The sequence below is a fragment of the Pseudomonas syringae genome (assembly GCF_023278085.1).
Classification (GTDB): Bacteria; Pseudomonadota; Gammaproteobacteria; order Pseudomonadales; family Pseudomonadaceae; genus Aquipseudomonas; species Aquipseudomonas syringae_Q.
This window is the reverse complement of sequence record NZ_CP066265.1, coordinates 2,977,614-2,999,106: the sequence shown is the minus strand read 5'-3', so window position 1 is coordinate 2,999,106 and position 21,493 is coordinate 2,977,614. Positions and strand designations below refer to the sequence as shown.

General features: G+C 59.2%; 20 protein-coding genes and 1 pseudogene. 12 read left to right on the top strand and 9 right to left on the bottom strand.

All coding sequences use genetic code 11. The annotated features are described in order from the left end of the window. Nucleotides 1-281: 281 nt before the first annotated feature. Both I9H07_RS13310 and I9H07_RS13305 read left to right on the top strand, forming a co-directional pair. The gene (locus tag I9H07_RS13310; protein WP_236423803.1) at nucleotides 282-755 is read left to right on the top strand and encodes a hypothetical protein; all 474 of its coding nucleotides are present in this window, start codon (nucleotides 282-284) and stop codon (nucleotides 753-755) included. 232 nt (nucleotides 756-987) lie between these two features. After that, on the top strand, nucleotides 988-1,614 hold the full coding sequence (locus I9H07_RS13305; RefSeq protein ID WP_236423801.1) for a glutathione S-transferase N-terminal domain-containing protein: 627 nt from the start codon (nucleotides 988-990) through the stop codon (nucleotides 1,612-1,614). Nucleotides 1,615-1,767: 153 nt separating this feature from the next. Here I9H07_RS13305 and I9H07_RS13300 read toward each other — a convergent pair whose 3' ends face one another. Next, nucleotides 1,768-3,075 carry a sensor histidine kinase gene (locus I9H07_RS13300; RefSeq protein WP_236423800.1) on the bottom strand — a complete coding sequence of 436 codons (1,308 nt, stop codon included), beginning with the start codon at nucleotides 3,073-3,075 and terminating at the stop codon, nucleotides 1,768-1,770. Between the two features lie 461 nt (nucleotides 3,076-3,536). On the opposite strand from I9H07_RS13300, the gene I9H07_RS13295 reads away from it, so the two are divergent. From I9H07_RS13295 to I9H07_RS13260, 8 genes are all read left to right on the top strand, one after another. Beyond that, a complete protein-coding gene (locus I9H07_RS13295; RefSeq protein WP_236423798.1) occupies nucleotides 3,537-5,144 on the top strand; it encodes a M10 family metallopeptidase in 1,608 nt (535 codons plus the stop codon). Nucleotides 5,145-5,508: 364 nt separating this feature from the next. Then, on the top strand, nucleotides 5,509-6,867 hold the full coding sequence (locus tag I9H07_RS13290) for an amidase (protein ID WP_236423796.1): 1,359 nt from the start codon (nucleotides 5,509-5,511) through the stop codon (nucleotides 6,865-6,867). A 79-nt stretch (nucleotides 6,868-6,946) separates the two neighbouring features. After that, nucleotides 6,947-7,705: a DeoR/GlpR family DNA-binding transcription regulator gene (locus I9H07_RS13285; RefSeq protein ID WP_058823585.1), complete on the top strand. Its 759-nt coding sequence runs from the start codon at nucleotides 6,947-6,949 to the stop codon at nucleotides 7,703-7,705. Further along, entirely contained in the window at nucleotides 7,683-8,963 is a 1,281-nt protein-coding gene (locus I9H07_RS13280) for a Zn-dependent hydrolase (RefSeq protein WP_236423794.1), read from the top strand. The genes I9H07_RS13285 and I9H07_RS13280 overlap by 23 nt, the downstream gene beginning before the upstream one ends. A gap of 9 nt (nucleotides 8,964-8,972) precedes the next feature. Beyond that, nucleotides 8,973-9,926, top strand: a complete 954-nt coding sequence (locus I9H07_RS13275; protein ID WP_236423792.1) for a phosphotransferase family protein — start codon at nucleotides 8,973-8,975, stop codon at nucleotides 9,924-9,926. Further along, nucleotides 9,923-10,858: a choline kinase family protein gene (locus I9H07_RS13270; RefSeq protein ID WP_236423791.1), complete on the top strand. Its 936-nt coding sequence runs from the start codon at nucleotides 9,923-9,925 to the stop codon at nucleotides 10,856-10,858. Before I9H07_RS13275 ends, I9H07_RS13270 begins: the two co-directional genes overlap by 4 nt. A 118-nt stretch (nucleotides 10,859-10,976) precedes the next feature. After that, entirely contained in the window at nucleotides 10,977-11,237 is a 261-nt protein-coding gene (locus tag I9H07_RS13265; protein ID WP_058823582.1) for a hypothetical protein, read from the top strand. Beyond that, nucleotides 11,234-12,763: a sodium:solute symporter family protein gene (locus tag I9H07_RS13260; RefSeq protein WP_024673086.1), complete on the top strand. Its 1,530-nt coding sequence runs from the start codon at nucleotides 11,234-11,236 to the stop codon at nucleotides 12,761-12,763. Before I9H07_RS13265 ends, I9H07_RS13260 begins: the two co-directional genes overlap by 4 nt. Before the next feature lie 41 nt (nucleotides 12,764-12,804). Here the strand turns inward: I9H07_RS13260 and I9H07_RS13255 are convergent. Beyond that, nucleotides 12,805-13,717: pseudogene (locus I9H07_RS13255) on the bottom strand (LysR family transcriptional regulator). Between the two features lie 141 nt (nucleotides 13,718-13,858). Here I9H07_RS13255 and I9H07_RS13250 point away from each other — a divergent pair. Next, on the top strand, nucleotides 13,859-14,722 hold the full coding sequence (locus I9H07_RS13250) for an aldo/keto reductase family oxidoreductase (protein WP_236423787.1): 864 nt from the start codon (nucleotides 13,859-13,861) through the stop codon (nucleotides 14,720-14,722). Nucleotides 14,723-14,788: 66 nt separating this feature from the next. Here the strand turns inward: I9H07_RS13250 and I9H07_RS13245 are convergent, their stop codons facing one another. Continuing rightward, nucleotides 14,789-15,625 (bottom strand): pirin family protein, encoded by an 837-nt coding sequence (locus I9H07_RS13245; protein WP_236423786.1) that lies wholly within the window; start codon nucleotides 15,623-15,625, stop codon nucleotides 14,789-14,791. 111 nt (nucleotides 15,626-15,736) lie between these two features. Between I9H07_RS13245 and I9H07_RS13240 the strand changes: the two genes are divergently transcribed. Beyond that, the gene (locus I9H07_RS13240; protein WP_058823578.1) at nucleotides 15,737-16,648 is read left to right on the top strand and encodes a LysR family transcriptional regulator; all 912 of its coding nucleotides are present in this window, start codon (nucleotides 15,737-15,739) and stop codon (nucleotides 16,646-16,648) included. A 21-nt stretch (nucleotides 16,649-16,669) separates the two neighbouring features. Here the strand turns inward: I9H07_RS13240 and I9H07_RS13235 are convergent, their stop codons facing one another. From I9H07_RS13235 to I9H07_RS13210, 6 genes are all read right to left on the bottom strand, one after another. Then, nucleotides 16,670-17,119: a helix-turn-helix domain-containing protein gene (locus I9H07_RS13235; RefSeq protein WP_236423826.1), complete on the bottom strand. Its 450-nt coding sequence runs from the start codon at nucleotides 17,117-17,119 to the stop codon at nucleotides 16,670-16,672. Nucleotides 17,120-17,399: 280 nt separating this feature from the next. Continuing rightward, nucleotides 17,400-18,023 carry a PqiC family protein gene (locus I9H07_RS13230; RefSeq protein ID WP_236423784.1) on the bottom strand — a complete coding sequence of 208 codons (624 nt, stop codon included), beginning with the start codon at nucleotides 18,021-18,023 and terminating at the stop codon, nucleotides 17,400-17,402. Then, nucleotides 18,020-19,699: an intermembrane transport protein PqiB gene (locus I9H07_RS13225; RefSeq protein ID WP_024673079.1), complete on the bottom strand. Its 1,680-nt coding sequence runs from the start codon at nucleotides 19,697-19,699 to the stop codon at nucleotides 18,020-18,022. Before I9H07_RS13225 ends, I9H07_RS13230 begins: the two co-directional genes overlap by 4 nt. Next, nucleotides 19,692-20,306: a paraquat-inducible protein A gene (locus I9H07_RS13220; protein WP_024673078.1), complete on the bottom strand. Its 615-nt coding sequence runs from the start codon at nucleotides 20,304-20,306 to the stop codon at nucleotides 19,692-19,694. Before I9H07_RS13220 ends, I9H07_RS13225 begins: the two co-directional genes overlap by 8 nt. Continuing rightward, nucleotides 20,303-20,932, bottom strand: coding sequence for a paraquat-inducible protein A (locus I9H07_RS13215; RefSeq protein WP_024645354.1), 630 nt, complete (start codon nucleotides 20,930-20,932; stop codon nucleotides 20,303-20,305). Before I9H07_RS13215 ends, I9H07_RS13220 begins: the two co-directional genes overlap by 4 nt. 250 nt (nucleotides 20,933-21,182) lie before the next feature. Next, the gene (locus I9H07_RS13210) at nucleotides 21,183-21,482 is read right to left on the bottom strand and encodes a protealysin inhibitor emfourin (RefSeq protein WP_024673077.1); all 300 of its coding nucleotides are present in this window, start codon (nucleotides 21,480-21,482) and stop codon (nucleotides 21,183-21,185) included. Nucleotides 21,483-21,493: the final 11 nt, after the last annotated feature.

Below are 21,493 nucleotides of genomic sequence, written 5' to 3'. Positions count from 1 at the left end.
TAAGCTGGCGATCTCTTCCGCCAGGCAGGTACCTCTGGCGTTGTCTATGCCACCGCTGAACTACCCATGCAAGCAACCAGGCAACGTCGTCCACGTTAATCCAGTCACCTTCGCGATTAGCGAGCGAGAGTAGGCATTGGCGGTGCCGACAAAGCGGTTGGCTTCGGCATTCGGTCAGGAGCGAAAGGGAGTGACGGGGGTATGAGATTGGATTAAATTTTCGCCGAAATAGTGCCATGCCGACGATGCGGCATGTCGCGCCAAAGCAGGGAGCACGCGCAGTGAATGACACCTTCAATGAAGTGACAACAGGAAAAACAAACAAAGTGGTGTTGTGTTGGGTGGTAGGGGTGTGTTTTTTGACGCTGGCAATGGTTATTTTCAAGCAGGTAATGGTGGTGCCACACCAACCCAGCCAGCCTGGCTTTCTCAGCGATCTTATAATTGTTGCCGCGCGAACGACTGCCCGAAATCAAAAGATCGATGAGAGTACAAGGCTTTTACGCGCTGAGGCGTCTGACAGTCACACACTAGCGTTCTATTATGATTTGGTAAGTTATGATGCCCACCCCGCTGGCTTTGACTTGAGCGCCACCAGGCTTGGAGTCGTAAAAGCTGTGTGCGATTCGCAAAGACTGAGAGAGAGTTCGATCCTGGCACTGGGTGGTACTTACGTTTTTATCTATGGCAGTAAAAATATAAAAGAAATTGGCCGGTTCGAAGTCAATAAGCAGCTTTGTGATAGCGCCCCGTAACCGATGCTGGACTCAGCATCCGCGTCTCAAGGGTTCAGGTTCACAAAGCGCCTATCCAGCCAGGAGCTCCCTGTGTTGTGTAGAAATATTCGTCTGTCCCCCTATAATCTGCTACCGCGCCCAACACTCAAGTGAATAACTCACTACGGAAGTAGACATGCCTCAACCTTGGTAAGCCGCACGCTCTGTATCATCGTGCGGACCAAGCAGGTCGCCCTTTAGGAGCATCAGCATGTACACGCTTTTCGGCAGCGAAGGTTCGGGTTCGGCAGCGATCGAGATAGCGCTTGAGCGCTGCGCGGTCCCGTTTACCCTGATCAGGGCCAGCTCGTGGGAAGAGGGGGCGGGGCAGGAAGCGTTGCGTCCGGTCAATCCGTTGCTGCAAGTGCCGACGCTGGTGCTGGCCGATGGCACGGTGCTGACCGAGAGCGCTGCGATTCTGATTCATCTGGGTCTTGAGCACCCCAATGCCGGACTTCTGCCGAAGCAAACGTCCGCACGGGCCCAGGCGTTTCGCGGGCTGGTTTACATTGCCACCAACTGTTATGCACCCATCGGCATTATCGATTACCCGCAACGCTGGCTGTCGGGTTCTGATGAGGCGCTGGAAGCTGCACTTGAAGTGGGCGCTCGGGCGCGATTGCATGATAACTGGGAGACGTTCGCTGATCTTTTCGGTAGCTCAGCCACTTGGCGGCCGGATGCCCCCGGCGCTGTGGAGATATTGGCAGCGATTGTGACGAGATGGAGCGGTGCACGTGAGCACCTGAGTTCAACCCGACCAGCGTTTTATGCATCGCTGTTGCAAGTTGATACGAACCCGACTGTCGGTGGGGTAACGAAGCGCCACTGGTCTTGAATGTCAGGGCTGTTGGGAACAGCCGCTGAATGCCATGCCGCTGTGCAGAAGCCGCACCTGCAATCAGCCAAACGTGCTTCATCACAGGTCGAGCAACAATAAAGTTGCCTGCTCTAGCTGTCTGACAGGCAGGACAGCTTAGAGAGCATTTTTTTACGCCTGCGTTGAATTGATCCGGCCCAGAATTCTCAGGTAAAGGTGCAAGGTTGTGCCGGTCCCCTCGGACGTTTCGATTCGCACCGCGCCGCCAGCGTTGACTGCAAATTCCTGCACCTGAGCCAGCCCCAGGCCGGTGCCGAGGCCCGCCTGTTTGGTGGTGAAGAAGGGCTCCATTATCTGATCCTTCAGGTCAGCGGTCATGCCCGGGCCGTTGTCGGTTACGCTGAGTACGACGTAGTCACCCTGTGGCAGCTGGGCGTCGCCCTTGATCGACTCAAGTCGCGTCGCGATGTGGGCCTTGCCGGGTTCCGACATGGCGTCGCGTGCATTGGCCAGCAGGTTCAACACGGCGGCGTGCAGTTGCGCCTCGACGCACAGAACGCCCCAGCCACGGGCACTCAGGTCAAAGGACAACTCCAGTTGGTCGCCAACCGAGCGAAACAGCAAATCACGCGCCGCATCCAGCCGTTCGCTGACATCGATGCAGATCAACTCCGGACCGTCCTGGCGCACGCTGGCCAGCAGACGCGTGACCAGTTGCCGGCCATGTTCTACCGCCTGCATACCGGTATTGCTGAAGGTCTCGACATCGATAGGACGTCGTGAGCGCATATGGATGAGTTGCAGACTCGCACTCAGTGCCTGAAGCAGGTTGTTGAAGTCATGGGCGATGCTCGCGGTGAGCATCCCCAGCGACGACACCCGCTGTGAGTGCCGTAGATTTCGCTCAAGTGCCTGGCTCTGGTTTTGCGCATTTTCGAGTTCCAGCTCAAGAGCTGCGGCACGTTTTTCCCGCTGATCATTGATCAGACGGTATTGCAACAGGTCGCCTGTCTGGCGTGCCAGGGCCAGCAGCGCAGCGCGCTGCTGGTCAGAGAGGACGCGTGGCCAGATGTCGATGATGCAGACGGTGCCCAGCGCATTACCCGACTCGTCGCGAATCGGTGCGCCGGCATAAAATCGAATGTAGGGAGGCCCAAGTACCAGCGGGCTCTCCCTGAAACGTGGGTCGGTGGTGGCATCTTCCACGACCAGCACGCCGTCAGGCTCAAGGATCGCATGGGCGCAGAAAGCCAGGTCGCGATGGGTTTCCCTGATGTCCAGACCGATGCAGGCCTTGAACCACTGACGCTCGCGATCGATCAGCGAGACCAGTGCGATGGGGGCATCGCACAAGGTCGTGGCGAGCAGCACCACGTCTTCAAAACCCTGTTCGGGTGCGCTGTCCAGCACCTTGAGGTGTTCGAGCGAGAGGATTCGATCCTCCTCGTTGGCTGGAAACGGTGCTGGAGTATGGGTCATGAGTACGTATCACGATGAGTACAAGGCCATATGATGCCTATGATTTACAGGCGGCAGCAAGGCGCTTCTTATCGACGAATCAACGTTGTCCCTGCAAGGCCTTACAGGCGCGTGCTTTTCAGTGCGGGACTGGCCTTCAAACGAGCATTTCGTGCCTTGTCGGTCGGGCTTTGGCGAGGTCTATCGATCACTGAGTTGCTCGTGATCGGGGGCGCCGGAAGACGGGCATGTTTGGCAGACTATCCACTCTGTACAACATAGGTATGCGGCAAGTTAGTTAAAGTACGCTCGTAATAAGAAGTTTCAGGCGTTGATATTACCGGTCAAGTAGATGCGGATACTTTAGTTGTAACGTATTGTGTCCAGCTTGTACCTGTTGTGTAATAAATGTCCATTCGGTCTTGCAGCGTCTGCATAACTCGATGGCCAATCAATAATGCCTGTCTTCAGGAGCATTGCCGATGCCCGGCCCAAATGATTCAAGCCCTGCCGAACTGTTGCCAGAAGGAGCTGCCGACGACAGAGTCACCAGCCTGTTGTGGGGGCCGTTCTGGCTGGGCGATACGTCCGGTACCCATCTGACTTACAGCTTTCATGCTGCAGATTCGGTATACGCCACTGACTACAGCCGCTCGCAGGAACCGAGTGACGCCTATTCGCTGACCAGTGCCCAGATGGCGGCTGCAAAAAGTGCGCTGGGCGCATGGAGTGCGGTAGCGGATATCACCTTCACCGAGGTAAAGGACACCCCCGACAATGTCGGAGATATCCGTTTCGGTGGCTTCAATGGCCTGCAAGGTACCGAGTATGGCCAGGCTTATGCGCCCGGCACACTGGGTCGGTCCGGCGACGTCTGGATCGGGCCTAAAGTCAACGCGGCGGCCCCGGCGAAAGGCACCGATGACTACCTGACGTTCATGCACGAAACAGGTCATGCGCTCGGTTTGAAGCATTCGTTCGAAGCCTCGCAGTACAACGATGTGCTGCTTGACGCCAAATTCGAAGACGCCCGTTACACCATCATGAGCTACACCAACAACTACAGCTTCAAGCCCACCACGCCGATGCTGCTGGACGTCGCTGCCATGCAGTTCATCTACGGCGCCAACACCCACTATCACACCGGCGATGATGTTTATAAGTGGGCACCCGATCAGTCGGTGTTCGAAACCATCTGGGACGCGGGCGGCAAAGACACCATCGATGCCAGCAATCAGGCCGCGTTTGTGAAGATCAACCTCAATGAAGGTGAGTTCAGCACCATCGGCAAGGCTTTCCTTGATTACAACCAGAACCCTGACAGCCCGACCCAGATGAACTCGGGTCTGGCGATTGCCTACGGCGCGCACATTGAAAACGCCATTGGCTCTGCGTTCGATGACACGCTGATCGGCAACGACCTGGCAAACGTACTCGATGGTCGTGGTGGCCTGGACACCATGATCGGCGGGCTGGGCAACGACACCTACGTTGTTGATCAGGTCGGTGAACTGGCGCTGGTGCAGGAAAAGGCCAGCGAAGGCATCGACACACTCAAGATCACGTACGACAACACGTCCAGCACCGCGGCGGTCATCGACCTGAATGCCGGACCGCTGGCGAACTTCGAGAACGTGCATTTGAAGGGTGAGGGTGCTTTCACGCTGCTGGGCAATGATCGCAACAACACCCTGACCGGCAACGACGCGGACAATATCCTGATCGGCGGCGCAGGCAACGACAAGCTGGTCGGCGGCATGGGCGCCGATCTCATGACGGGCGGCACAGGTGCTGACCGTTTCGTGTTCAACAACCTGTCGGAGCTGGGCAAGGGCCTGTCCAGCGACGTGATTACTGACTTCAACGCGCACCAGGGCGACAAGCTGAGCTTCCTCAAGATGGATGCCAACGTCGATACCAAGGCTCTGGACGCCTTCACGTTTATCGGCAGTGGCGAGTTCACGGGTGCCGGTCAGGTGCGCTTTGCCGATCATGTGTTGTCCGGCAACGTTAACGGTGACCTGCACGCGGATTTCGAAATCCAGCTGGTCGGCGTGACGGCCTTTCATGCGCATGACCTGGCGGTCTGATTGCTGATTGAGTGCTTGTCTGCAAGATAAAAACGGTGCCATGGAATGGCGCTGTTGTGACGGTCCTTCAGTGATCTGTTGGTAAAATCCTGTCTCGGTTTTCAGCTGATTCTGTGCGCACTGCAAATGGGCGAAACAGGATTTTGCCTGGCTTTTCAGCACCACGACGGTGCTGTTACAAATTTAAAAGCCACAAAACCAAAATATCCAACAAAACCCACTTGACTCGTCACAGGTGCCTGACTGTAATGCGCTGAAGGACATCTGTGCCGGACATTTTCTAGAGGTATCAGCATTGATAGAGCCTACACAATCCGTTGTACCCACATTGATCGAAGCGATCGGGCATGTGCGCAGAGGCTGCATGACCCCGATTCGCCTGACCGAGATATGCCTCGAATCGATAAAAACCCACAATTCCACACTCAATGCGTTTGGTGATGTCTACGCCGAAGCCGCTCTGGAACAAGCCTGGAGCATGACGGCCGAGTTGCAGCGCGGTCAGGTACGCGGCCCATTGCATGGCATACCGTTCGGCATCAAGGACCTGTTTTCAACAGCGGGATTGCGCACCACGCGCGGTTCCCTGACCGGGCTCGACACCGTGCCGGTCAAGGATGCGCCGATCATCCGCCGTCTCAAGGACGCCGGGGCGATCATTCTGGGCAAGACGGCAACTACCGAGTTCGGCTGGACCGGCGCAAGTACTTCACGGGTGTTCGGCAACGGTCGCAATCCATGGGACCCGACCCTGACCAGTGGCGGTTCCAGCTCCGGCTCGGCGATTGCCGTGGCGGCGCGCATGGTGCCTGCGACGCTGGGCTCCGACGGCGGTGGCTCGGTGCGGATACCGGGGGCGTTCTGCGGCGCATTCGCGCTCAAGGGCACGTTGGGGCGTATTCCGACCTGGCCCTGGTCAGCCACCGAAATGCTCAGTCACGCCGGGCCGATCACCCGTACCGTACGCGACAGTGCCTTGCTGTTCGACATCCTCTCGGGCCCCGATCCACTGGATCATCAGGCCTTGCCGGCGCCGGACGAGTCCTTTCTGACCCGTTGCGATCAACCGTTGCAACCCCTGCGCATCGGCTATTGCCCGACCCTGTTCGACACGCCGGTCGATCCCGAAATTGCCGCTGCCGTCGAGGCCGCCGTGAGCGATATCGCCAGAACACTGCCGGTTACGCTCACAACACTCAAGCTCGACTGGCAGGACCCGCTGGCCACCTTCGAAACCCTGTGGGTTGCAGGTCGCGGTATCGCTTACGGCAAAGGCCTGGCCCAGCAAATGGACCAGCTCGACCCGGGTTTCGCCGAGTTGATCAGGCGTTCGGCGCAGTACGATCTGAGTGATTACCTGCAAGCCATGCAGCAGCGAGCGGCATTTGCCAACCAGGTGCACGCGCTTTTCGAGGATTACGACCTGCTGCTGATGCCCACCTTGCCGATCCTGCCGTTCGCGGCCGACGATGTGGCACCTGCCGGTTACGTCGGGCAGGACGGCGCGGTGCCTTGGGCGCGCTGGACGCCGTTTACTTACCCTTTCAACATCTCCGGCAACCCGGCTGCCAGTTTGCCCTGCGGGCGCAGTTCGACCGGGCTGCCCATTGGCCTGCAAGTGGTCGGGCCACGTTTTGCCGACGCTCAAGTGCTGCAGTTCTGTGCCGCCGTGGAAGACATGGTGCCGTGGGATCAGCACCTGCCCCCGATGCTGAGCCGCTGACATGCAACCCCCAATCGTTGGGCATGGGCCAGACGCCCTGGATACCGGAATCCACACCTCGCAAAGGAATGTTACGAGCATGCTCAATCAGCCTCGACTGGAAGAAATCATGCGCTTGCTGGTTCAACAGCAGCGCGTCAAGGCGTCTGACCTCGCGCAACTGTTGTTCGTGTCCGAGGAAACCATACGCCGGGACTTCAAGTACCTGGAGGAAGAAGGCCGGTTAAGGCGGATCCATGGCGGTGCCATCCTGCCCAGATCCAGTGAAGAATTGCCCTTGCAGGAACGCAGTCGACTCAAGCCGAGGGCCAAGGCGGGCATCGCTGCATGCGCTGCCCGGCTGGTGACTGAAGGCATGGCGATCTTTCTCGACACCGGCACTTCGACCTTGGCGCTGGCCCAGCAACTGACCACCTTCAACCAACTGAAGATCATTACCAATTCGCTGGACATCGCCCAGCTCATCTCGCACCAGAGTGACAATCAGGTGCTGGTCGCGCCCGGCGATGTGCGGCGCACCGACAACGCCTTGATCGGGCCGCACACGCTGGAGTTTGCCAGGCAGTTTCACTACGACATTGCCTTTATGGGGATTGGTGGCATCGATCTCGACCTTGGGCTGATGGATTACCAGGAGCCTGAAGCGATGTTGCGCAGGACGCTGGTCAGGCATTGCGCGCGCAGTGTGATTCTTGCCGACGACGGCAAGTTCGGCCATCGCACCTTCATCAATACGCTGCCGTTTGCTGCAATCACGACCCTGGTCACCAATCGAGCATTATCCGACGAGTTCGCGACACGCCTGGAGAAAGACCATGTCGACACGCTCTACGCCTGAACTGATCGAACCCGGTGCAGAAGACCTGACCGAATTCGACCGCCTGTTCGAGCACACCTCAGCCATTGGCGCGACGCCTGCCGGGGGGCTGCATCGGCTGGCTGCGTCGGCCGAAGACGGCCGGGTACGTGACCTGTTCCGTGACTGGCTCAAGGCCCATGATTTTGAAGTGCGCGTCGATGCGGTCGGAAACATGTTCGGCCTCATGACCTTTGATCCCGATGCGCCCTGGCTGCTCTGCGGCTCGCACCTGGACAGCCAGCCGAGCGCCGGGCGTTTCGACGGGGTTTATGGCGTCCTCGCCGGAGCCGTGGCGGTGTCCAGCCTGGCGCGGCAGCTGCGCGAGCGCGGCGAGAAGCCCGCGTGCAACCTGGCGGTGGTCAACTGGACCAACGAGGAGGGCGCACGTTTTCAGCCAAGCCTGATCGGCAGTGGGGTTTTCACCGGCGCATTGCCTCTGGAGAAAGCCTGGGAAAGCCGCGATGGCGATGGCATTCGCCTTAAAGATGCATTGCAGGCCATTGGTTACCTCGGCGAAGACCCGGTCGATCTGAACATCGCCGGTTATGCCGAGATCCACGTCGAGCAGGGTTCCGGGCTGGAAAGCAGCCAGACGGCGATTGGTGTGGTGCGTGAAACCTGGGCGGCGTTAAAGCGCCGGGTACGCTTCGATGGCGAGCAGAATCACACCGGCCCTACGCCCATGGCCGCACGCCGGGATGCGCTGCTGGCCGCTGCGCATGCGATCACCGCGGTGCGCGCCGAAGCCGATCAACAGGGTTTGCAGATGCACAGTTCGGTCGGGCGCATCGAGGTCTATCCCAACTCGCCCAACGTCGTGCCGTCCAGAGTGTCGCTGTTGATCGAATACCGCTCTCGCGACATCGACCTGCTGAGCGCGGCCAGCGAGCGGCTGGACACGACATTGCACCGCATCGCCGAGCAGACCCTGACCGGGTTCGAGGTGGAAAGCAGCGTGCTGCGTTCCCCTGCCAGCCTGCATCAGGGCTTTGCCGAACTGGCGCATGCCGTGGGGGCCGAACTGGATTTGCCGACCACCGACAGCACAACCGTAGCGGGGCACGATGCGATCAGCATGAACAGCCGCTATCCGGTATGCCTGCTGTTCATCCCCAGCAGCAATGGCGTTTCACACAACGAGGCCGAATACACCAGTGACCATGACATGCACAATGGTTTGCGCATGTTGACCGGGCTGTTGCATCGCGCCTGTACCTCATCCGCTGCATTTCGCTGAGGGCCGACCATGTCATCTGCAGAAAACCTGACAACACGCCTGCTCGCCGCGCTGGCACACCAAGGATTCGACGCAGACACTCAGGTCGAGTCGGTCACGCAGGGCGTGGCGTCGCCATCGCGGCTGGCGACTGAATGGGCAGGTTTTCGCGCCTCTTCCGGCGAAAGACGCTGTTACGCAAAAGTGCTGCATGCCGACATGGCGTCGGTCATCGATATCGAGTCTGCGGCGCGGGTCAGTGAGTGTGCGGGCCTCAGCGGTGCGGCACCACGTTTGCTGAGTAGCGACAAACAGAATGGCGTGCTGATGTTCGAGGACCTGGGCCCGCAATGGCGCGTTGCCCGACTGGATGATTTGCTGGTGCCGGGCCGACTTGACGCGCTATGGGCACTCAAACGGCAGGTTCATGCCGGGCCGGTCCCTGACGTTGTGCGCTCGCCAATGGCCGATATCCAGCATCTTCGCGACCTGTGTGTGCGCGACAACGTGGTGTTGCCGGATGAGCATCACTGGATCGATCGCTGCATCGATATGGCCTGGCTGACATTGCAGGCGCATCCGGTGCAGCGGCGGCCGCTGCACGGAGACGGTGTGACCAGCAACGTCATGGTGTCGGACACCGGCGCACTGCGCCTTATCGATTTCGACTACGGCGGCTGCATGGACCCGTGGTACGACGTGGCAATCACCCTCAACGAGCTGTATTCGTTCGAGCATGAGTGGCGTGAAGGGATCAGCGCCTGGGCCGGGCAATGCCGCGAAGTCGACTATGCCGTGTGCCGGCTGTACGCGCTGATCAACGACTGGTACTGGACGTTGTGGGGGTTCTGGGCAGGCAGTACGTCCTCGCGGCCACTGGAGTTTTCCAAGGTCGGGCAATGGACCCTGCTGCGCTGCCGTCAGAGCGTTCAGGACCCACGGCTGGAAGGTTGGTTGCGTCAGGTTCAGGAGGGCAGGGCATGAAAACGTTAGGACAATCGGTCAGCAGCCAGGAGCAACAGCTCGAAGCGGCGGTGCGCAGCATCGATGGCTGGCAGGGTCGACAGGTGGCTTATGAACCGGTAAGCGGCGGTATTTCCAACACCAACTGGCGAGTCGAAGTCGAAGGTGCCGACACGGCTTACTTCTTCAAGGTGCCGGGTGTCGGTACGGAAATGTTCATTGATCGCCAGACCGCTCACGAGGCGAGCGTTAAAGCCGCGCAGACCGGCTACGGCGCGCCGGTATTTGCCTTCCTTGAAGCCTACGGGGTCGAGGTATTCGAGTTCATGGAAGGCTGGCGAGCGTCTTCCAATCACGATTTTCTGCAACGCGACATACGCCATGGCGCGCTGCACGGGCTCAAAGCGTTCAACGATCAGCCGTTGCTCAAACAGACCAAGACCGTGTTCGACATGATCGCCGAACACCAGCGCCAGGTGGCTGAACTCAACGGTGCGAAACCTCAGGATGATGCCTGGTTGTGCCTGCAGTACCAGCGTGCAATGCAGGCGCTGCAAGCTTCCGGCATTGATCTGGCACCGTGCATGAACGACACGCTGGCAGGCAATTTCATGCTCAATGCCCAGCAACAGATACGACTGGTGGACTTCGAGTACGCCTCCAACAACGACCGGCATTACGAGCTGGCGCTGTGGTTCGGCGAAATGTTTTTCAGTGACGACATGGAACTGGCGCTGATCGAAGACTATTTCGGCCACGTCAGTGCGCAGACCGTTGCACGCATCAAGCTGAACAAGGCGCTGGCAGATATCAAGTGGTCAACCTGGGCGATGGTTCAGCACGCCGTCTCGCAACTGGATTTCGATTTCTATAAATACGGCGCCTGGAAGCACATGCGCGCGCGCAGCATCATCAACGATTCACACTGGGAAACCTGGCTGAGGCAAGCCTGACCCCGCCAACGCCAGTCATCCAATAAGAAAAACGTAGCGGCTCACCGCACATTCCTTTCACTGCTTGAGTTTTATCCGGTCACTTCACCGCCCGATTCTGAAATTCAAGGAGCACCCGATGAGTACCATTCCGTCCACCGCACAGCCCGGCCGCCTGAAAAGCCTGGTCTTCGGCGTTTATTTCTTCGCGCTACTGATGATGGCGCTGTTTCCGCCGTTTTATCTCCAGGTCAGCGGCAGTGCCGTGATAGTGCTCGGCATCCCGTTGCCGATCTTCTACTGGATTCTGATCGCGGTGTTGATGGGCCTTGGCCTGTGGTTGCTGTATGTCGTCGAGTCTGTGCTCGGCGAAATTCCTGATGAAGGGGACGCGCAATGATCAGCACAACGAGTGTTTCGGACCTTTACATCACCTTTGGCCTGATCGGCCTCTTTCTCGCGGGCATGATTGCGGTGCTGTATGCGACCAACCGCAAGAGCGACAGTTTTTCTGACTATGCGGTGGGCGGGCGTTCCTATGGCCCGTGGTTCATTGCCATGTGCTACACCAACTCCTGGTGGCCGGGCGCAACCTTCACGGCATTCTTTGCCCTGTCGGTCGGCGGCGCGCTGGGGTTTTACGGCATGGTCTACGCCACCCTCGGTGTGACCGCGATGTACCTGATGGCCAACCGCGCCTGGACCTGGGGCAAGCGCTTCAACCTGACCACTCAACCTGACTTGCTGGGCATGCGCTTCAACAGCCCGGTGGTCAAACGCATTGCGTCGATCATTGGCATCATCTCGGTATTCCCCTGGGTGGTGATGGGCATTCAGGCGCTGGCCACGCTGTTCCAGTTCGCCAGCTTCGGCCGCTGGGGCGTGACCACCTGCCTGCTGGTCGGGGTCGCCGTCATTCTGATTCGTCAGTACTGGACGGTCAGCATGGGCATGCGTGGGCTGATCATGACCGACATGTACCAAGGGCTGATCGCTTACGTACTGTGCGCTGCGTTGTGCATCTTTCTGCTGTTCGGTGCCCAGGCTTCATTCTCGAACCTGTCGCAACTGCCAGCCAGCATGCTGGTGATTCCCGGCGGCGCAGGCAGCACGTATGGCCCGATGTACATGTTCAGCCTGATCTTCACCGGCGTGATCGGCTCGATGTGCTGGCCCATGAGTTTTCAGCGTATCTACACCGCCAGCGGTGTACGTTCCGTGAAAAAAGGCACGCTGCTGACCATCCTGCTGGTGGGCGGTTTCTACGGCATCCTGATGCTGTTCGCCGCAGCCATCAGCCAGGACCCGAACGTCGCGGCTCATCCGCAACACGGCTGGTTTCTGTCCCTGTTCGATATCGGCGGTCCGTGGCTGCTGGCGGTCGCGATCATGATCGTGCTGGCGGCCAGTATCGGTCACGTCGACGGCTGCGTTCAGGTATGCGGTACGCAGTTCGCCAATGACCTGGCAACCTGGAACAAGCCACGCACTGACCGCGAGAAGACCATTCTGGCCAAGGCGGGCATGGTGGTGTTTATCGCCGCGGCATCGCTGCTGGCCTACCTGACCTTCGATTACGCACGCCTGCAACTGCTGGCGCAGATTTCCTACCAGGGCATTATCCAGTTGGCCGTGCCGCTGTTCTTCGGTGTGTTCAGCCGACATGGCAACAAGCAAGGGGCGATTGCCGGCATGCTGGTCGGCATTGTCATCGCGATTGTGCTGACGACGATTTACCCCGACGACATTCCGGCACTGGGGTCGCTGACCAGTGGCATCATCGGTCTGATTTTCAACGCAGGTATTTTCGTGGCATGCGCGGCGCTGATCAAACCGAGTGCGGAAGAAGTCAGACGTGTCGATGAGCTGTTTGCCATGGCAGCCCCGCGTCGGCATCCGCTGGGCGCAGCCCCGGTGATGAGCTGACAGCGGGCAAGTGCTTGCAGTCGAATCGCCAGTTTGCAAGATTAGCGGCTGGCGTCTCGACCGGCATTGACGAAGTCCACAAAAGCCCTCAGCGGTGAGGGCAGGTAGCGTCGGCCGTGATAATAGAGGTACGGCCCGGTAAAGCGTTGCCACCACGGTTCAAGGATCGGCTCCAGTGCTCCGCTGTCCAGATGCGGACGCAGCCAGTCTTCGAACAGGTGGACAACGCCCAGCCCATCCATTGCGCATTGCACCGTCAGGTCAAACGCGCCGCCTATTCTCACAGTCAATGGCCCGCTCGGGTCGACCCTGACAACCTCGCCGTCACGCTCGTATTCCCAGGGTGGCAGATTTCCGCTGGGGAACTTGCCACGCAGGCAGGCATGGCCCAGCAGGTCTCGTGGATGCTCGGGGCGTCCTCTGGCATTGAGATAAGCGGGTGACGCGGCGGTTGCAAAGCGCTGGAAGCGTGGACCGATGGGCACGGCGATCATGTGCTGCTCCAGACGATCATCGTAACGAATCCCCGTCGTCACAGCCTGCCGCGAGCATGTCGACGAAACTCTCCTCGGTGACCACTTCCAGTCGGATATCGGGGTACATCTGCAGAAAGGGCGTGATGATCGACGGCAGCACCAGTCTGGCGGCGCTGACCGGCACGTTCAGCCTCAAGGTGCCGGAAGGGCGATCACGAAAATCATTGACGACATCCAGCGCGGATTCCACTTCGCCAAGGGCGGGCACAATGCGCTCCATCAGCTTGGCACCGGCTTCGGTAGGCGCCACGCTGCGCGTTGTACGGTTGAGCAAGCGCACGCCAAGCCTTGATTCCATGCGGCGAATGGCATCGCTGAGACTGGAGGCGGATTTGCCGCTGACCCGGGCGGCCTCGCGAAAGCCTCCGGCGTTGACTACCGCGACAAATGCCAGCAAATCCTGAATGTCTGTATTCACGCTCGTCTGCTCGATTTTTTGTGTTGAAGGTCTTGTACGGGCTGTTCTCTGAGCCGTACAGCCTGTGCCGATTGCACCTGATTATCAACCAGGTAGCCGATGTCTATAGTGCTGCATACACATCGGATCAAGGCGCATGAAATGAGCAATCCAGAAAAGGCAGGCACATTCCAGATAGGCAACCATCAGGTCAGTCGCATGGGGTACGGGGCGATGCAACTGGCCGGGCCCGGCGTGTTCGGTCCGGCCAGGGATCCCGAGGCCGCCATTGCGGTGCTGCGCGAAGCCATTGCGCAGGGCGTCAATCATATTGATACCGCAGATTTCTATGGTCCTCATGTCACCAACATTCTGATTCGCGAAGCACTGCACCCCTATGCGGATGATCTGCTGATCGTGACCAAGGTCGGCGCGGTGCGTGGTGCGGATGCTTCGTGGAATCCTGCATCCAGTCCGGCAGAGTTGACCCGGGCCGTTCACGACAACCTGAAAAACCTCGGCCTTGAGGCACTTGATGTGGTCAATTTCCGCGCCTGGGGAGATCATCAGGCGCCTGCCGAGGGCTCCATCGAAGAACCGTTCAGCGCGCTGGTCAGGCTGCAGGAGCAGGGTCTTATCCGTCATCTGGGGTTGAGCAACGTCACGGCGAAACAGGTCAGGCAGGCGCAGGGCATGGCTGACATCGTGTGCGTGCAGAATCATTACAACCTGTCCCACCGCACGGACGAATCGCTGATCGCCGAGCTGAACGAGCAGGGCATCGCTTACGTGCCGTTCTTCCCGTTAGGTGGTTTTTCGCCTTTGCAGTCACAAACCCTGTCCAGCGTGGCAAACCGCATGAAGGCGTCGCCATTGTGTGTCGCGCTGGCCTGGCTGCTGCAACGCTCGCCGAACATCCTGCTGATCCCCGGTACGTCCTCGGTTGCGCATTTGCGCGAGAACCTCAGTGCCAGCGAACTGGCGATAGAGCCCGAGCTTCTGGCCGAACTCGATAGCGTGGCGTAGAGCAACACACCGGCGGTGAGGTTCTGCCTGAAGTGGCTAGGGCAGGTCGTCGCTGCGACTGCGCGGCTACAACCTGCCTGCTTCGCGCAACAGGACGCCGATCCGCTCGATCTCCTGTTCGCCTCGAATGAGCGCTGCTTTACTGGTGTGTACCGAGTAATAGCCTGTCACCAGATCGTGCGGGTGTTTGATGGCCGAGCCGAGTACGAAGCAGGTCGGGCCTGTCGCCACGAGGTCGATGGGGCGGTCCGACTCTTCAAAGACCGCCAGCTCACCTGCACTGATCGGGCCGCTGGCATCAAGGTGCCCGGTGCTGACTGCCAGCCAGCCCACGGTATGGCCTGCTGGTGGCGTATAGCGCCAGTGTTCGCCATCCTTTAGCTGCACCGCCAGATAATTCATGCCTTGCGGCGCAGGTATGCTGCTTTGCGCGCTGCCGTAACGGCCCAGCAGCACCTGCGCCGGACCTTGTTGCGCGACCTGCGAGGCCGCCAGGTAAACGCTTTGTGCGGGACCATTTTCCTGTGCGGCGGGCAGGGCTACCCACAATTGAAAGCCGGTAATCAACGCATCGCCCGCGGGTTGAGCGTCGTGCCATACCCCGTTGCCCGCGTTCATCCACTCCACACCACCACTCGGCAACAGCCCGGATTTACCGGTGGTGTCTTCGTAGGTCAATTCGCCTTCAAGCATGTAGGTCAGCGTTGCTATCCCGGAGTGCGGGTGCATGCCGAAGCCTTTTTTTGCCGACTCCGGCCTGAACGCAAACTGATCAAGAAAAACAAACGGTTTCAGCAGCTGGCCCAGATCGCCCGGACTCATCAGGCGCGTGATCGGCCCTCGGTTTCTACCGCTGGTGCGATGGGTGATAGCGCGCGGCTGGATAGTGACGATGCTGTTCATGGGGTGTTCCTCCGGACCTGATGTCTGAGTGCCCAGCATAAGCGTCTATGAATTGGCTTATTAGACGGTATAGTTGGCTTGCACTCGTCCATAAACAGAAGGAATTCAGCTGTGGTGCCGGACCTCAATGACGTCGCTCTGTTTGTGCAGGTCGTGCGCAGCGGCAGTTTCGCGCAGGCGGCGCGGCATCTCGGCATGCCGTCCAATACCGTCAGCCGCCGGGTCCAGCAATTGGAAGTACAACTGGATACGCGGCTGCTGCAGCGATCCACGCGCAAACTGATGCTGACCCAGGCAGGTCAGGACTTTTATGGCCGTTGCACAGACGCCGTGGATGGTTTGATCGACGCCGCAGAGCAGCTGATTTCAGGACGTGAAGAGCCCAGTGGCCGGGTGCGCATCGCAGCAATGGCGGATTTCTTCGACTTTTTTTCCATGGAATGGGTGGCGGATTTCCTGGCCCGTTATCCGCGTGTACAGCTTGAGTTCGTGCTCAGTGACGAGCGCGCGGATCTGATCGCTGACCGGCTGGACATCGCGTTCAGAGGCGGACCCTTGCAGGATTCGGGTTATGTGGGGCGCCAACTGATAGGGGAGGAGCGCGACGGCATGGTGGCCAGCCCAGCCTATATCGCTGCTCACGGCATGCCTGCGTCGCTGGAACACCTGCACGAGCATTACTGCGTGTGCGCGGCGCATCCCGGCGGTTCTGCTGCCTGGCGTCTGCTCGGACCGGACGCGAGGGTGCATGAGGTACAGATCGCCAGCCGATTCAATGCAAACACTGCGCAGGCATTGCGCAAGGCGACGCTAGCGGGGATGGGTATTGCGTTGTTGCCGGCAACCCTGATTCGCGCCGATCTGCGCAGTGGTCTGCTGGTGCCGGTACTCCCGCACTATCAGCGCACCAGCCACGGCCTGCACGTGCTTTATCCCAGTCGGCAACATTTACCTCTAGCCGTATCGGCGTTTATCGGGCTGGTGATGGAAAAGCTCAGGGTTAACGCGTTCCCTGTGCAGTGAGCGGCAGTAGTGGCGTTCGGGTCATTTCAATTTCGAGGTCATGTAAATCAATCGGACCGTCGCAATGGTGATGGCTTCTGCGTCGCTCTTGATGTTGTCCAGCTGATTGTTGTCCAGGACGCCGTTGTCAGCGTTCGATTCTACCAAACGGGCGACCTGGTAAAGGCTCTGGGTCACCTCATGCAGGCTGCCGTGCAGACGGGTGATCACGCCCTTCAGGCGCTCGCTGCTCGATCTGTCAGGCAAGGCTGGCGCGGAGGCGAAATGCTGTGCGCTGAACCCGGTAACGAGGTAAGTGATGTCGACGCCGGCTTCTGCGACACGTGACAAATAGTCTGCCCGGGGTGACCTTGCACCATTTTCATAGTTGCCCTGAGCATTGGTTTCCACGCCGCCTATGGCGCCCAATGCGCTTTGCGAAAGCTTGAGACGCAGCCTTTCCTGTTTTAGCCGTGTTCCTATCCCTTTCATCCGGTTATCCTCGATAAACTGCCCGCCGGAAATCTGGCTGTGCTGCAACAATCAGGGTTAACAAGCAAGTCTGGTTGTGACCAAAAAAGCTGCCGGATCGGCATGGGTGCATGCGTTCGCAGCAGTTCAGGTACCGACGTACCTGATGGGGCGAAGAGTCTACGGATGAATCGGGCAGGGTGATACTGATTTGTACTGATTTGTACTATTTTTCGCGCAGTTCAGACGGGCTTCGAGCAGGGTGCCGGAAGGCCTTGGCAAAGGCCTTTCGGGGCTGTTTTCACAGGCAGCGGGACGTCGGTTGCTGTGTCCAGCGTTGCGCCGTTGCGGCGATCTTGTCGGCCAGTATGGAGACGGCTTTCTGATGGGCGACGATGAGATTTTCCATACCTTCACCGGCCTGCTCGCGGATGACGCTGCTGCAGGTCAGGCTTTGTCGTTTGCTGCCGGCAGTGGCACCTGCTTCACGAAGCCCGAGGGTCCATACGACATCGATCAGCGCGTAGTTACCCGGCATGGACTCGAAACGTCGGACGTCGGTACGCACTGAAAGCACAGGCTGCTCGCCGTTTTTCGGCAGGCCGGCCATGTCGCGGCTGCCGAACCGGTGTTCCAGCTGCGGCGTCAGTGCGTCATGAAATTCGTCGCCCAATGGCGAGCCCCAGCGCTCGGTGTCCAGAATCGCCAGGCTGCCATTGCCTTGACGAACCACCAGGGGTGGCTGGTCCACCTGAACCGGCATCAGCACCGGCAGCATCTCGAACTGGAACGGCATGGGGTTGACCGCCGCAGCGCTGGTTGTGCCCATCGGCGCGATCAACGTGTAGTAATGAGTCTGGGTCGACGTGCAGGCACCCAGGCCCAATGCGGCGGCCAGCACCGCCAGTTTCAAACGCAAGGTCATTGTTTTGGCTCCAGATCAATTGCACGGGACGACGACGGGGCGTTGAACGAACGTGGGGCGGCGTCGCCGGTACGGCCGCGGATCAGCGATTCAGGGTGACGGCTGAGGAAGTCGGTCAGCACGCGAACCGAACGCGCGGTGCGCTGCACTTCATCCAGCGCCTGGCCCAGTTGCTGACGCGCAGGCGAGTCTTCGGCGAACGAATCGTTGGCGGTGCCCAGGGTTTTTTCAGCCTGCTGCAACGTGCCACGCATCTGCGGCAACACGCTGCCGTTGACCTGTTTGAGGGTTTTCTGCAACTCGCTCAACGTACCATTGAGGTTGTTCGCCAATTGGTCGATCGGCAAGTTGCTGAGCTTCTCGACGAATGCCTGCAGTTGCTCCTGCAGCTTGTCGAAGCTGCCCGGCACTGTCGGGATTTCCAGCGGACGCGCCTTGGCGTTGAACGCTACCTTCGGTGCCTTCGGATCGAATTCCATGGCGATGTAAAGCTGGCCGGTCAACAGGTTGCCGTTACGCACCTGAGCACGCAGGCCATTGGCGACGAAAGCGCCCAACACTCTGGCTGACTGTTCTTCTTCGTCACCGGAGCCACCCAGCTCTTTAAGCTTGGATTCGGCGGCGCCCAGACGCTTGGGATAGATCACTGCACCTACAATGCCGGGGAAGGTTTTGGTCGCCGGATCGTAGTCCAGGTCAACCGACACCACCTTGCCGATATTGACGCCGAGGAAGTCCACCGCGGCATTGACCGTCAGGCCGCGCAGCGATTGGTTGAAGCGCATGCGGATGTAGCGCGGCTCGCCGTCCGGAGGTGCCATCGCCGTGGTCTGATCGTCAAAGATCTTGAACTCGGCGTTCTCGTCGGCCAGCTTGGAATCCGGGCTCCAGTTGGGCTCGCGGAAGGCAATCCCGCCGGAGATGATCGAGGTCAGCGACTGGGTATTGACCTTCACTCCCGAGGCGCCCACGGTGATGTCTACCCCACTGGCGTTCCAGAAGCGGGTATCGGAGGTGATGTACTGATCGTTCGGCGCGTTGATGAAGATCTGCACGTCGACCCCGCGGCCATCCTTGGAAAGGTCATAGGCCACAACCTGACCGACCTGAATGCGTCGAAAGTAGATCGGTGAGCCGATATCCAGCGAGCCCAGATCGTCGGTGTGCAGAATGAAGCGCTTGCCTTTCTCGCCGAACGTTACCGGCGGTGGCGTTTCCAGACCGGTGAAACTGGTCTTGGTTTCCTCGGAGCTGCCGGCGTCGGCACCGATGAATGCGCCGGAAAGCAGGGTGTCGACACCCGACACGCCATGCGCACCGATGCGGGGTCGCACGACCCAGTACTGGCTGTCGATGCGGGTGAACGGCGTGGCACTGGTATTCAGTTCGATGGTCGCCAGCACATGGGTTCGGTCATCGCTCAGGGTGATTTCCGAGACCATGCCAATAACCACGTTCTTGTATTTGACCTGGGTCTTGTTGGCTTCAAGCCCCTCTGCGGTGAGGAAACTCACGGTAATCCTGGGCCCGACGTTCATCCAGTCATGAAAGGCCATCGAGATGCCGATGATTGCCGCAACGATAGGCACCAGCCAGATCAGCGAGACGCGCAGGCGACGACGTTTGACTTCAGGGCGTGGCACTGAAGCAGACGGGGGGAGGGTATTGTCAGACATCTTCAACCTCTGCGTCCCAGATAAGTCGGGGATCAAAACTCATGGCGGCGAACATCGTCATCACCACTACCAAGCCAAAAAACAGGATACCGATACGCGGCTCGATGGTGCTGAGCTCACGAAACTGCACTAGAGACGCCACGAGCGCCACGACCAGCACATCGAGCATCGACCAGTAACCGATCAGTTCGATAAAGCGGTACAGGCGGGCCCGTTCGCGCATCGCCCAGGTGCTGCGCCGCTGGCACGTGATCAGCAGCATGCCGAGCACCAGAAATTTGATACAGGGCACCAGCACGCTGGCAACGAAAATCAGCACGGCAATGTCCCACGAGCCGCTTTCGAAAAACTCGATGACGCCGCTCATGATGGTGCTTTCGCTGCGGTTGCCCAGCAGGTTGGTGTACATCACCGGCAGCAGGTTGGCCGGAATGTAGAAAATCAGCGCGGCAATCAGGAACGCCCAGGTGCGGCTGAGGCTGTCGGGCTTGCGTCGATGCACGGGTGAGTCACAGCGTGGGCAGCGGTGCGTGTCTTCCTGGCAGGCATACCCACAGGTGTGGCACAGGCAAAGCTTGTGTTCATGGGCGAAGGGGATGCCATTCATTGCGCTGGCACTCCCAGTTCATCCCACAAGCGGCGGATGTCCTTGTTGGCGATCAGCAGAATCAGCACCATGAGCATGGCCATGGCCCAAAGGCCTACGCCGGGATGCACGTCGAGCATCCCGGATAACTTGATGATCGCCACCAGTACGCCGAGCATGCACACTTCGAGCATGCTCCACGGGCGCAAGTGCTCCAGCGCGCGCATGCAGGTTTTGAAGCCGGGGGCGATGATGCCTCTGTGGGCATGCACCAGCACCCAGAACAGCAGCGTGATCTGCAGCAGCGGCGCGAAAATGATCGACAGACCGGCTACCAGCGCAATGATTGTGATCCGCCCTTGGGCAAGCGCTTCAACGGATTGCCAGAGCGTGACCTCGTTGGTCAGCCCTTTCATGCTGATGCTGATCACCGGGAAGAAGTTGGCGAACAGAAAAAACATGGCCGCCGCAATGGTCAGGGCCAGCAACTGTTCGATATTCATCCGGTGGCCGCGACCGAGCAATGCGTCGCAACGCAGGCAGAACGCCGCCTCACCCGGTTTTAACGGCTGGGCTTCATAGAGCGAATCGCAATGTTCGCAGATGATCAGGCCGGACGAATGTTCAGTAGGATGCTCAGTGCTCATCGACGCCATTGATGCAGAGGTAAGGGGTGATAATTCGAAGCACGAAAAGATACCTCGTTAATGGCATTGCGTAGCGATTTTTTTGTACCGCCCACCACCATGTGACGATACAAAACATTGACCGCGGCGTTAAGGGGTCGTTCAGATGTCACAGCGCCATTATTTCATGAGCGCAGAAGGGTGGCGAACCAGCGTGTGATCAATGCCCTGCAATCGATGGTTGCAGGGCATTGGCGCGCTCAGGTCTGTCTCAGGGCTTGCCGGGTTTGACGCGCTGTTTGAGATACCCCAGCAACTGGCGGGCCGACGCCGGAACATTGTGTTCGTCAAAGGTCAGGCAAATGGCCCTGGACTTGTCCTCGATGGTGATCTCGTACTGATTGAGATCCCGTGCCTCGTCGTTGAAGGCGCTGCTCGACTGATCCAGGCCACTGTCACTTACCAGCTGCTGCAACTGCTCCGCTTCTGGCTGATCCAGCGTCTCGGTGTCAAGGTCACAGCGCTTGACCGCGCCTGCAAAACCGCCTGATTGCACTAGACAGACCTTCATTTCAAGCACCT